A 14171-nucleotide genomic window follows, 5' to 3' on the forward strand; every position below is an offset into this window, starting at 1 on the left:
TTATAAACATGAAACGAAAGAAAATATTTATTACAACATTAGTTGTATTCGCCATACTTTTTGGTACCAAATCGTTGCTTTGGGCACAGAAATCTCAGGAAGATAGAATTAGTCGTAAAACTGAGCATATGGCTAAAAAATTAGACTTAAGCAAAGTGCAAAAAGAAGAGGTTTATAGTATAAACTTAAAAAAGATTAAGGCCCGACAAGATCTAAAAAGTACAAAAAGCGAAATGACTCGTAAAGAACGTAAGGAGCAACTGACTAAGTTGCGGTTTGAATGGAAAAACGAACTAAAAACTATTTTAGATGAGGCACAATTAAAAAAATTAGGTATTGAATAAAACCTTTAATTAATGTTTAAATCAAGCTTAGTTTTGATTGATTGGTAGTGTTTTTTGATTTAAACATGTAGTATAGCCGAATTATAAAATTCGGCTATTCTTGTTTTATTACAATATGCTCTATTTGAAAACATGTAATAATTCAAGAAGTATTATTTTATTCTAAAACACGTGCTTTAGACTCGGTTACACTTTTACTATTATTCCATCAACTTTTATAATCATTGTAGTAATGTATAGCTATAGGTTTGTAATATCAATAATTATAAACTAAAAGAACATTATGAAACAAAAATTAATATTAATTGCAATGGCAGTTATACTAACTTTAAGTTGTAAAAACGAAGAAAACAATAGCGAGCCTTCCGTATTAGAAGTCACGACGTTTTCAATAAAAACGACAGCCAATAACCAAACATTTAATAATCTAGATGCTCAAGTTGAAGCTAACTTTACGAGCAAACAACCCGGATTTATTAGACGCGAAAGTGGAGTTAATGAGAGCGGTGAGTATACTGTAATAGTATATTGGAAAACACTTGCAGATGCAGAAGCATCAATGAAAAAATTTATGGGAGACAGTTCAGTTGCTGATTATGCAGGTATGATTGAAGGTCCTTCTATGAAGATGAATCGCTATACGATCAATGCAGATTTTAAAGCAGAGAATAGTCAGTTTATAGAAATGATGTCTTTTAATCTAGTTGATGGAGCTGTTATGGCAGATTTTGATTTAACAAACAATAAAGTAGCCGAAAAGACTGCTAAACAAAAAGGATTTGTGCAACGTATTACAGGTTTTGATGAATCTGGTAGACAAGTTGTTCTAGTGTATTGGGACACTAAAGAAAACTCAGATGGTTACATACAAGCGTTTATGAGTGATACAACTTCAAAGGAGTTTATGGGTATGATGAATCAATCTTCTATACAAATGACGCGATCTCAAACCCTTTCTACTTTAAAACAACAAGAAATGTCTAAAAAAGACAAGGTTGTTGCATTATTAAACAGCTTTAATACAGGAGATCAAACACCGATTTCTTATATAAATCCAGAAAAATATATACAGCACAATTTAGGTGTAGGTGATGGTTTAGCAGGTTTTGGAGAAGTTATGCAACACGCACCTCCAGGTGGTTTCAAAGCAAATGTTATTCGTGCGTTCCAAGATGGAGATTATGTATTTGCACATACTGAATATGATTTTTTTGGGCCTAAGGCGGCATTTGACGTATTCAGATTTGAAGATGATAAAATTGTAGAGCATTGGGATAATATGTTGCCTGTTTCGTCTGCAAATCCTAGTGGTCATACCCAATTTGATGGTGCCACAAGCTTGACAGATTTAGATAAAACTGAAGCAAATAAAACTAAAGTACAAGACTTTATAAATACCGTTCTTTTAAAAGGAGAAATGGATGTAATTACTAATTACATTAATCCTAAGAACTACATACAGCATAATCCTGGTGTTGCTGATGGTTTAGAAGGTTTTGGTGCTGCAATGAAATATTTTGCTGAAAATAAAATGGTAATGGAATACGATACACTGCACAAAGTGTTAGGTCAAGGTAATTTTGTGCTCACTTTAAGCGAAGGTAAGTTTGGTAAAGACGTGCATACTGCATTCTACGATTTATTTAGGTTAGAAGATGGCCTTATCGTAGAGCATTGGGATGTTATCGCACCGATACCACCAAAGGCTGAATGGAAGAATGACAATGGAAAGTTTTAATTCATAATTAAATATAGTGTGTGATTTTGTTTACACACTATATTTCTAATCGATTATAGAAATGATAACTCAAATTATTATTCCCAGTAGATAACTGTTTTTGAGGCTTCTTAGAAATTATAGTGATCTATAAAAAAAAGTATTATTAAATGAAAAACTCTAATAATAACTAATTACAAACCAAATGGAAGAATAGTAATTTTAAAATTAAGCGATGGCATTCTGCAAGAAGAAATTACCGAAAAAGTAAATGCTATAAAACGTTTTTATTACCCTTAATTATGTCTCTAAAACCCATTCAAGTATTTGAATGGGTTTTTATTTTATAACGCTTTACTACAGGGTACTTATACTCAGAATTGCAATTCATCTCTATTATATTACAATTCGGTAATTGAGAATGTATTGTTATTACAATTTAGAATAGGTTTGCTGTATCTTTAAAATATTAGGATGCGAGTTATGGAAAACAAAAATCAAAAGACGAGTAAAGCAAAGCAAATTTTTAGGATCGTATTATTTTTTGGGACGTTTATTTCTTTATGGTTTGTGCCATGGATTTTAGTTAAAGCCTGGATAATGCCATTGCCAAATACCATACAAGAGCAAGTGGACCAGGCCCGAAGTTATGGTTTTGAAGGTGTAATCGTTTATGTAGATGAAGGAAATAAGCCGCCAGCATTTTATGCCTCAGGTTATAATAACCGAGAATTAAAAACACCAGCTAATCCTAAAGCCTTATTTAAAATTGCCAGTATTAGTAAGCTCTATGTTGCTGTTTCTATAACGCAATTAGTGCATAATAACCGTTTGTCTTTAGATAAAACGCTTGTAGATTATTTCCCAGAACTTGCAGATAGAATAAAGCATGCAGATAAAATCACGCTACGCATGTTGGTGCAGCATAGAAGTGGTATTCCTAATTTTACAGATCGTGCTGAGTATTGGAAGAATCAACCAAATACCAATATAGATGTACTTCAATATGTGCTAGATTTGCCAGCAGATTTTGAACCAAACGAAGATTATGGGTATTCTAACACCAACTATTTATTGCTTTCGCGTATTATAGAACAGGTTTCTGGAGAAAGTAGACAAGACTATTTTAAGAAAAACATTTTAAACCCACTTGGGCTAAAAAATACGTTTGGCTCATTGGCTGAAGTAGATATAGACGATGTTATGAGTGGATATTATGTAGGTTTAGACAACGACTTTAAGACCGAAGAACAAGGTATGCTTGCTACTGCAGAAGATGTAGGTCTATTTTTAAGAGCCTTAAACGATGGTTCATTACTCAATGAAAAAGAAATGGAAATATATGCGTCTATTTATGAATTTAATCATGGAGGATTGGTTGCAGGTTACCAATGTATGGCAGAATATCATAAAGATATTGATGCCGTAGTCGTACAATTTATGAATACCACCGACTTTGAAGGTTACCAATGGAATTTGTTAGAAATAACCCATAGTCGTGTTGTAAAAATCTTGCAAAAAAGAAAGACGGAATGATTTTTATTCAACCCTACTAATACGATTATAAATAAAGCTAATTCTCCTAAATCAGTTAAGTAGATTTTAGACGCTTTAAAAAATTAATTAACAAAGTAGGAGAGTGGTCTAAATAAATATATCAGTATTTATCTTTTTTCTTATTGGAGTATACCACAAAAACAACCAAAATAAGTGCTATGACAAGCGCTGTACCAAATAACCAGAAAAAAACAGAAATTACATTAGAAGCCACTTCATCACTTTCAAAGGCTGTATCAAATGGTTTGGTTTTTGCTTCACTTTTAGGTATATAAATATAATAAGATAGTATTTGTTCTACTTCTTTAGATTTTGCATAAAATTCTTTAAAATCTTCAGGTTTTACGTAGCTATTTTTATTTTCATATTCATAATCTATATAGAGAATATCCTTTAGACTATTCATTTTACTCGTCATAGAAAATTCAAAATTTTTAGAGCTTACCGCAATATCATCTTTCTCTAAATTCCAACGGCTTGGCAATTTAATAGTGACATGATGCTTCTTATGGGCAGGATAATAAAGCGCATATGGTGTTTTTCGTGTTTTTTCATCTGGTGAAATAAAAACATCGTGAATACTGTATGGAATAAAATCAACAGAAATATTTTTATCACTACCAACCATAGGTTGCCAGATTTCATTTATTCTATAATGCTCTTCAACAATTATTTTGTTAGATATACTGTCGTCATCAAATGTAGGATTCGCTATAACTTCAACACCCTCATATAGGTTTTCATAATAGCTTTTAAAATCCTTACTAATTGAAGATAAGCTAGTTGATTTATAGAGCATTCTCATGTCATCAGCATCAGAGCCTTTATAAGTACTTAGGACTTTTAAAGTACCAGAACCACCTATTGTAGGTATATCAAAAACATCAAATACTTCAACCAAATCCTTACTATTACTAGTAGCTTGTTGTAAAGTATTATTGCCCTCTTTTATAACGAGTACCTTGCCATAATCTGGAAATGGTACCGATTTATAATACCCAAATTGATTACTTATCGTTGGGTCATAAAATAAGCTGTTATTGTCACTATCTATAACATTTACAACCACATGATCAAACACCTTTGGTGAAGGTAAAAACTGATGCAAAGATTCTCCGTAGACAGCGTTAGCAAAAACTGGGTAGGCTTCTATACCCATTTGGCGAAGCATGGTTACCATGAGCCAACTCTTATCTTTACAATCACCAAAACGCTGTTCTAAAACTTTATTAGGAGAAAAAGGTTTGTATGCACCAATGCCAGACTCTAAACCAAGATATCTAATATCGTCTTGTACAAACTTCAGCGTGGCAGAAATACGTTCACTTTCTCTTTCATAAGTTTCTGTGATAAGATTAATCTTTGCTTGTAATTCTGGTGCTAGTTTTACATCATCTTGGTAAATAGCCAAAGCCCAATTTACAACAGCATTCCAATCCTCATAATTGGATACAAACACGTTATTATACGTCAAATACCAACTTGGCATGTTGTCCTCAAAGGCTGGTTTTTTTGGAAGGTTAGCCTGCCAATGATAGGTTGTATAACCTTTATACGAGCCAATTGTTGGTTCAATATCCGTATTTACAGTTTTATGTTTTAGTACTTTTTTAGCTATAATATAGTAGTTGATTTTGCCAATGGGCTGAAAATCGTTTAACGACGTACCACCAGAAAAGCCATCCTTATGTATGGGATTAAAACCTTTAATGGTATAGCTTATGTCTAAAATATCCCCATTTCTAATATCGGCTAGATTGTTTACGGCGTTAAGGCTTCCATCATAAATATAACTTTCCGCATTAGATTCTTGTCTAATGGTCTGAAAATCATTGACCTTAAGCTTATTTATAGTTTTTCCATTCCGATATACAGATATATTATGCAATATAAGTTGTTGGTACGTAGGATCGTAGTTAATAGAAATAGCAGAACCATCTTGCACACCAACATTATCAGTTATTTTTTTTACCAAACGGATATAACGCTCTTTTTTTGGTACATGTATTTGCTCATCGTTTAGTAAGGTAAGCAAACCATAAGAGATTTCCTGTAAATCAATATTTGGGTTTTTCTCGTAGGATTGATTAACGACCCAATTAGGCGCATTACTGACTTTAATCTGAGAATTTCCAATATTAAAACTGCAAAAAAAGCAGACAAGTAAAGCGTAAAAGTTGATGGTTTTGTAAGTCATATAAATCGATTGGAAAACAAATTAACTAAAAATATGATGGATATAGATTTAAATAACTTAAAATATGAGACAATAAAGAAAAGGGCAGAGGAGAGGAGAAAAATGTTTGAGGAATGTTTAAAATATTCACTTATGTGCTTAAATCAAATTTCCACAAATTTCATTACATTTATGCATTCCCTTAATTATTAGCGTATAAAATAATTTAACGATTTTGTCTTTTGGCTAATAACTCTTCTTGTTTTAAAATAGTTATTACGGTTTCAATTATTGAGCGTTGCGTATTATTGTTATTAAAGTAATAAGCATAAAAACCTTCTTCAAAGGATAAAAAAGCCAACCATGTATATTAATATAAATATCGATTTGTGATTTTTAATAAAATATTTTCATTTACTTTTTTTTTAATAGTAGTATGTACTCCATCCTTTGCTCAAGACAGTATAAATGCTGATAGCCTTAATCAAATTTTAAGGCAAAAGAACCTTACTAAAGAAGAGGTTTTTCGAATTTTGAGTTTAAAGTCTTATTATCATAAAAGGGCAGATTCCTCTCTGCTTTTTGCAAAACAGGCGTTAGCAATCGCAAAAGAAATAAACAATACGATACTGCAAGCTAATGCATGGGAAGAAATTGGCCATGTAGAAAGGAGTTTAGGAAATAATTCTATAGCATTAGATGCGTCTTTAACTGCACTTAGAATATATGATTCTTTAGGTCTAAAAGAACAGACTGCTGCTACTTATGGTCAATTAGCTAGTAATTCTACAAGTGATGAAGATTATAACTCTGCAATTAATTATTTAAAAAAAGCAGAAGAGATATATGCTAATTCTGATAATAGGGGAAATCTTATATTAACCAAACTCAATCTTGGTGAAACTCATCGTTTGGCAGGAAAACTTGATAGTGCTATTATCTATTTTGAAGAAACCCTAAAAAGAAATAAAACACTTAATAACACTATTGTGCAAGGCTATTCACTAGGAAATCTAGGATTAGTATTATCTACTCAAGGTAATTTTGAAGCTGCAAAACAGCATCTTAACGAGGCTATAGAAATCTTAACACCTTTAGATGATTCGTACTCTACATCTGTTTATCTTGGAGAGCTTGGAGACATTAATATAAAGGAGCAAAATTTTAATTTAGGAGAATCGAAGTTATTAGAAGCTTTTAATATCGCGCACAAAGCTGGTCTTAAAGAACAGATTAAAGATTTTAGTAAAAAACTCACTGATTTTTATAAAGATCGAAAACATTATGATAAAGCTTTAAGTTATTTAGAGGTAAATCGCAAATACCAAGACAGTTTAGTTAATGAAGTTTCTGTAAAAGAAATAGAGCAAATTAAAGCACGTTTCCAAATTGATAAAAGAGAAACTGAAATTGAATTGATAAATATAAAGACTGCAAACAAAAAAAATCAAATGATTTGGTTAGCTAGTGGTCTATTAATATTCTGTGTATTAGCTTATATGCTATATAGAAGCAATAAAGCCGCTAAAAAAGTAAATAAACGTGTGTCTTCTCAAAATGTAATTATAGAAAAGCTAGAGCAAGAAAAAGCGATGCTATTAAAAGAACTCAGGCATCGTAAAGAATAAACTGCAGATGATTTTGAATCTTTTAAATCTTCAAGATAGTGATAAATGTTTTTATATACTTCACATTAAAACCAATATTAATAAAGCTTCTGGGATATTTTACATAATATCATTATAGTTGACTAATGGTATGTTCTTACCAAATAACAAATAATAGCATTTGTCCTATAATGTACTTGCGTTATGTACAACATGGGCTTTGGTTAAAAGCGCATGTTAGTCTTCTTATCTGTAGAAAAATTTAATCTATAAGTTGCTTTACTCAGTTAATGGAACACTCTTTTTAAGAAAGGGTAGAGGAGTGGAGAAAAATGTGTGTGGAATGGGTAAATGTATTTAAGGATAAACTATTACGTTTTAATCAAACGTTAATCAACCGTATTTATAATTAGCTATTATTCTTCTTCAAATAAAACACTAGCCTTTTCAAGTAAATCTTTACCAGATCTTTGATAACCTAACTTTTCTATTTTATTATCGATATAAAAAGAAAAAGGCAGTAGGGAATTTTCAATTAACTTATTTACTTCTTCTTGACTTCTAGGTCTTGGTCGTGCATTTGCAAGATTAAATCTTAAATAATATTTTTCATATTCAAGTAAGGCGTTTTGTATAGTTATTTTCCTTTTTATTAGAGCATCCTTATTAAACATTAAGGTTTCAACATCAATAATTACAAGGTCGTGAACTCTTGAAATATCTAATCCTAAATCTCTTAATCGTGTCAATTCTGAAACAAACCATGTATTTATTACATTATTTAATCCAGCAGCATTAAACATTCTGTAATGTAAAATTAATATTGGAAATATTTGAACTCTAGTCAATGGTATGTTCGGGTCATAAATAACTTCACCATTAAGTATTTTTCTAATAGTTTCTACTAATTGTCTGACAGCTTTAGGACTACCATTTTCATTTTCAAAAAGCTTGATCTTCAGTTCATTTTCTAAATCTCTGTAATCAAAAGATTGCTTACTTTCCTTACTTATCAAAATGTCTTTAGATTCGTATATGTGGATATACTTACCATTTCGCATATAGTAATCTGGCGCGCCATCCATGACACCATCTAGTACAGAACCAGATTTTTGAATATATCTATTACCGTAAATTTCTTTTAACAACTTAGATAAAACGTATTGCTCACTAAATTGATACGTTTTAAGGTTATAAAAGCCAGTAACTTTATCTGTATTTGGCAATTGATTATTAATAGCTTTCAATCTAAAAAATAGTCCATTATAAATCATTTCAATTGTAAATAAAGGAGAAATGATTCTGTACTTATCTTCTTCAAATTTGTATAAAGGATTACTTCTCACTTTTAGAAAATCAACTTCAGTAATTGATTCATCAACACTAGCTACATGCTTATCGATGAATGCCATACTTTCTTGTTCTTCTAGATGAATTTCGACATGAGATTCTTTATCCATCATTAAAACTGCCTGGACTATTCCGAATAGACGTTTTAGATAATCTTTATAATCTGCAACTTCGTAATGCGCATAAAAGGCTTCAAGCAAAGCTTGACAGTCTTCTCGTTCGGATAAAAATTCAAAATAAAATAAGGCTCTCTTAAATTGACATTCGTAAAGTTTTTCAACTCTAAAATTTATAATATCATTGTTGTGAAAGCTAATCTGCAAAAGTGCCTGAGCAGCAGTAAAGGCTAAATTATTTTCCTCTCTTATTTGGGTACTTTTTATATCCCTCTCAGTAATTGTAATTTGATTTAATAGAACATAAGCTTTAAAAGTATCTTGCTCAATTTCTTGGTTTGTTTTTGTAGTTTCTTGTTCGTCAGGTATGTGATCAAAAATGAACTCAAAAAGCCTTAAACTGGATACTGGATAAGGCACTTCATAAAAACTTAGAGGGTATGATTCATTTTCTACATATTGTAATATATTAGAATATATAGTTTGTGCAAAATCAGAGTTTTCAGAGCTGAAATACATTTGCAAAAAATGAATAATATCAGAGTATCTTGATTTCTCTGTGTTGAAACCTAAAAAAAAAGAACCCATTTTTAACAAGTCGGATTTATCAATTCCTGATAAGTACTCCTCTAATGTAGAGCGTTCTTCATTTGGGAAACAGGCTTCAAAATTAATTCCGAGTTTAAACAATTATTCTAGTTCTTTTGATTAATTCAACAAGTTAAAAAATAATATCACCCACTTAAACTAAAACCAAAATAAATGTTGTTACTCTTCTAATGAAGCACTCTTTTTACGAAGTGATGATAGGAGAAAAGCGGAGTGTCTAAGCAAAAAATGGCATAATAATTGCAGTATTAAACATGAGCATATGGTGGAATTGGTATACACACCTGATTGTCAATCAGGCGCTTGAAAAAGTTTAGGGGTTCGAATCCCCTTATGAATTTTCATCCCATCGGGATTCTATATAGATTAAAAGCAGGAGTAACTATTCCTGCTTTTTTCATTTTTATAATTATTTGATATCTAGGATATTATATGTCGTATTGGCAAAATAAATACAAGTATTTCTATAATATGTCAAGTTGTCTTATAACTCTCTTAAGGTAAAGTTCTTGATATTAGAAGTATATCAAATAAATTAATATGATAGTTAAATCAATTCATCTAAATCAATGGGCAAGTACTCTAGATAGTAAAGGTATATTACCATTATTGGCAAGAAAACTAATATTTGCTAGTCTAAATTTTGACGATATAAAATCGGCAGATTTCCCAGCTGAAGAAGATACATATATAGGTGGCTATGATGGCATACTAAAAACATCAATAGGGAATAAGTATATACCAGAAGGCGATTCTGTATGGGAATTTGGGACTAATTCGGATACAAAAACCAAAGCAAATAAAGATTATGCGAAGAGAACTAAAGATTCTTTGGGAGTAACTAAGTCTGAAACGACATTTGTTTTTTTAACTTCAAGAGTTTGGGTTGGAAAAACCGAATGGGCTGAAGAAAAAAATAAAGAAGGAATTTGGAAAGATGTAAAATGTTATGATGCCACTGATTTAGAACAATGGTTAGATATTGCAAGAGGTGTAGATTATTGGATGGCCAACCATTTGCGTTTAACAACAGAAGGTGTCTATATTGGGGAAGATTTTTGGAGTATTTGGTCTAAAACGGATAAGTTTGAATTTCCTCCAGAAATATTAATAGGAGGTAGGGAAGCAGCAGTAATATCGTTAAAGCATTTATTACTTGATTCAACTGGAACTGCGACTTACATGAAAGCTCCAACAACGGATGAAGCCTTAGCTTTTATATTGGCTACTATTGTTTCAATGGAAAGTAAAATGAAAGAGTCTATTTTATCAAAAACGCTAATTCCAACAGACACCCATAGTTTACAAAGATTGATTAATGAAAAAAGACAATTAATAATTATTCCAAAATGTCAAATCGAAGAAATTGATATTGCCAAAGCAAAATCTAATAATCATATTATTATTGTTCCGTCAACAATAAACAGTTCTAAAAAAAATGATGAAATTGTTTTGCCGATTATTGAATTCGAGCCATTTATCGAATCTTTAAAAAAGATGGGGATTGGAAATGAAAAGTCTAGGCAATTATCTAAAAATACAGCCAGAAATATTAGTGTTTTAAGGCGTACTCTTAAAGTAAGTGATGCAGAACCAAAATGGTATACGGCAACTGAAAAAAGAAGCTTATTACCAATTCTATTATTAGCTAGATTCAAAAGCACAAATCAATATGACAGGGAAATAGTTCAAAATATTAGTGAAAAAAAGTACAGCGAGTTTGAAAAAACACTTAGAGAACTTTTAGCGTTGGAAGAAACAAATGTTCTCTTTGTTAATGATAATTGGCGTTTAATTTCCCATACAGATAGTTGGCTGTTTATGGCTAAGCATATAACTGCCGAAGATTTAGAAAGGTTTACGAAAATCGCTATTGAAGTATTAAGTGAACATAATCCGGCTTTAGATTTAAAGCCAGAAGAGCGATATATGGCAGCTATTCACAAGGCAATACCTAAATATAGTACTGAATTAAAAAGAGGTATCGCTGAAACTCTTATTATATTATCAGTTTATGGTGAAGAGTTTGGTGTTAATTGTGGTTTCTCACCTGAGTTATATGTCAATAATATCATTAGAGAGATACTGAAAAATGGTGATGCAAATACTTGGAGGTCATTGTCAAGTAATTTAATGAGGCTAGGAGAGGCAGCTCCATCAATTATGTTAGAAGAAATAGATTCATTAGTTACTTCTGATAAACTTGATTCATTTTTTGAGGTTGAAGATACTATGTTAAGTAAGAATAGCTATTTACCTTACCTATTATGGACTTTAGAACAAATAGCTTGGATGCCTGAAAACTTATCCAAAGTATCATTGATTATTTGTCAGCTAATTGAAAAAGGCCCAAAAGATTACCCAAATGCAAACACACCTCTGGCAACTCTAAACTCAATTTATAGAAGCTGGTATCCACAGACTTTAGCTCCATTAAAAATAAGAATAAAAGCGTTAGAGTTAATACGTAAGCGCTTTCCAGATATAGCATATATTTTATTTAATAATCTGATAGGCAAACAGCACGATGTGGCTTTTCATGGTAGTCGAATGGAATGGAGACTTTTCAATAATATTGAGGATGTGTCAGTGACTAACCGAGAAAGGTCGGAAATGGAAGATTTTGCAATTTCAAATTTAATTGAGCTTGCTGGTAATAGTCCTGCAAAAATATCATCATTAATAGACAAATTAGATGTTTTTACTAATGTAAAAATAAATGATGCTTTGGAGCATATCAGTAATAATATTCCCACTAGTGAAGAAGATAGGTCTATAGTTTATCACGCATTTAGAAATTTAATTGGTAAACATCGAAGCTTTCAACAAGCAAGATGGGCTCTACCAATTGATATCCTTAATGAGTTTGAAACAGTGGCTCTTAAATTTGAGCCAAAAGACCTTGTTTTAAAGGATATCTATTTATTTGAAGATAGTTATCCTGAATTTTTTGAAGGCAAGGATGAGATGAATATTGATGAAAACAATAAAATTATTGTATCCAAAAGAGTTGATTTTTTAATTGATTTTCTTAAAAGTAATTCATTAGATGACGTTATTGAACTTGCTTCAACATTGGAATACCCAATGTACTTAGGAGAAGCTCTGGCAAAAATCACATTAGATGAAAATATAGAAAATAAAATACTAAACCTATTAGGAAGTAAAATAGAAAAGAATGAGCAACTGGCTTCTCAATATGTGAGAACCAAAGAATCACAAATAGGTTTTAAAACTTGTATAGAAATTTTTAATAAACTGAAAACTGATAATGCAAATGAAATGCAACAATCACTGTTTCTACTTGCTTTATCACCAAATGTTCAATTATGGAAGTTTATTGAGACACTTAACAATAAAAATATTGAAGAATATTATTGGCAGAATAAATATGATTGGGTACCACCTGATGAAGAAAGCTTTAAATATGCAATTTCTAAATTCCTTCAATATGATAGAACTATTGCTGTTTTAAATCATTTGGGACATCCTGAACGAGTGAAAAAATATGAGACAACAGATATTATTAAACTCTTAAGAGATGCAAAAATAACTGACTTTGTAAACCCAACAAACAGTAGACTTCACACATGGTCAATCCAAAACATCTTCTCAGAATTGGATTCTAGAGCTGATATAGTAGAAGATGAGATTGCTGTTTTAGAATTGAAATACCTATTTGATTTAAATGATTTTAATAGTAAAAGAAAACCTAGATTTTTATTTAAAGCTATTGCTAAAGAGCCCGAGTTATTCAGTCATTTTTTAAATGAAGTTTATGTTCCAAATGGTATGAGTGATGAAGAAAAAGCAGAAAGACGCTCCAAAAGAACAAAAGAGGAGTCAGATCTTATTTTTTCTAAGCATAAAATTCTAGAAAACATTAACATTATCCCTGGCACAAATGATGAAGCTGTTATTGATGGAGATAAACTAAAAGCTTGGATAAGTAAAGTTAGAGAATTAGCTAAAAAAGATGACAGGCTTGAATCCGTAGAAGGAGTAATAGGTACACTATTATCTAAATATCCAAAAGGATTGCACGAAACTTGGTTTCCTTCAGTAATTTTAGAAACATTAGAGGAAATTAATTCTCATAGAATGCTACTTATGTTTGAAATAGGAATTACAAATAGTAGAGGAGTTACCGTTAGAGGAGCTCATGCAGGTGGTAATTTAGAGTATGACCAAGCTAAAATTTATGATGAAATTTATAATTTGACTTATGTCGAATTTCCAATTGTTTCAAACGTTTTTAAACGCATAAGAGATGATTATAATAGGCGAGCCAAACGGGAGGATAATGAAGCGTTAGGTGGCAAGTTGAATTACTAAGTTTTGCCCTCATAAAATTTTGGTTAAAGCAATAGACGATGGGATTCTGTCGAGGAAATTTAGAGTATTAATTTATTAAAAGTAAAAATATGTTAGGATTATCAAATTTAGTCACGGAGTTAGGAACTAGTGGCATGTTTAGTAGCGTTGAATCTGTAGATTATTATGCCATAAGTAAGGATCATTTAGGTGACATTAAAGCTACGTTTAATGATCAAATAATTAAGGTTCAAGTTTATTCTGGTGACGATTTCGAATCTATAGCCAAGAAAATAATTGATAAAGCGGAATTCAGTTAAAAGATTGCAATATTATGTAAAATAGAACCTCAATGTTTAGCTCGGCCTCATAAAATTTTGG

8 protein-coding genes are annotated in these 14171 nt (G+C 31.1%); 6 read left to right on the forward strand and 2 right to left on the reverse strand.

The genetic code is table 11. The features are described 5' to 3' along the window. The first annotated feature begins 8 nt into the window (after positions 1-8). From ACFWU4_RS13070 to ACFWU4_RS13080, 3 genes are all read left to right on the forward strand, one after another. On the forward strand, positions 9-344 hold the full coding sequence (locus ACFWU4_RS13070) for a hypothetical protein (RefSeq protein ID WP_411128592.1): 336 nt from the start codon (positions 9-11) through the stop codon (positions 342-344). Between the two features lie 283 nt (positions 345-627). Continuing rightward, the gene (locus ACFWU4_RS13075; RefSeq protein ID WP_411128594.1) at positions 628-2082 is read left to right on the forward strand and encodes a nuclear transport factor 2 family protein; all 1455 of its coding nucleotides are present in this window, start codon (positions 628-630) and stop codon (positions 2080-2082) included. A gap of 462 nt (positions 2083-2544) precedes the next feature. Further along, positions 2545-3597, forward strand: coding sequence for a serine hydrolase domain-containing protein (locus ACFWU4_RS13080; RefSeq protein WP_411128596.1), 1053 nt, complete (start codon positions 2545-2547; stop codon positions 3595-3597). 121 nt (positions 3598-3718) lie between these two features. Here the strand turns inward: ACFWU4_RS13080 and ACFWU4_RS13085 are convergent, their stop codons facing one another. Continuing rightward, positions 3719-5815, reverse strand: coding sequence for a DUF3857 domain-containing transglutaminase family protein (locus tag ACFWU4_RS13085; protein WP_411128598.1), 2097 nt, complete (start codon positions 5813-5815; stop codon positions 3719-3721). Between the two features lie 368 nt (positions 5816-6183). Here ACFWU4_RS13085 and ACFWU4_RS13090 point away from each other — a divergent pair, with 368 nt between their 5' ends. Further along, positions 6184-7422 carry a tetratricopeptide repeat protein gene (locus ACFWU4_RS13090; RefSeq protein ID WP_411128600.1) on the forward strand — a complete coding sequence of 413 codons (1239 nt, stop codon included), beginning with the start codon at positions 6184-6186 and terminating at the stop codon, positions 7420-7422. 395 nt (positions 7423-7817) lie between these two features. Here ACFWU4_RS13090 and ACFWU4_RS13095 read toward each other — a convergent pair whose 3' ends face one another. Further along, the gene (locus tag ACFWU4_RS13095; protein ID WP_411128602.1) at positions 7818-9557 is read right to left on the reverse strand and encodes a hypothetical protein; all 1740 of its coding nucleotides are present in this window, start codon (positions 9555-9557) and stop codon (positions 7818-7820) included. A 459-nt stretch (positions 9558-10016) separates the two neighbouring features. Here ACFWU4_RS13095 and ACFWU4_RS13100 point away from each other — a divergent pair, with 459 nt between their 5' ends. After that, positions 10017-13811 (forward strand): hypothetical protein, encoded by a 3795-nt coding sequence (locus ACFWU4_RS13100; RefSeq protein WP_411128604.1) that lies wholly within the window; start codon positions 10017-10019, stop codon positions 13809-13811. A gap of 89 nt (positions 13812-13900) precedes the next feature. Next, positions 13901-14110, forward strand: coding sequence for a hypothetical protein (locus ACFWU4_RS13105; protein WP_411128606.1), 210 nt, complete (start codon positions 13901-13903; stop codon positions 14108-14110). The last annotated feature ends 61 nt before the right edge of the window (positions 14111-14171 follow it).

This window comes from Winogradskyella sp. PE311 (genome assembly GCF_046545555.1).
Taxonomy (GTDB): Bacteria; Bacteroidota; Bacteroidia; order Flavobacteriales; family Flavobacteriaceae; genus Winogradskyella.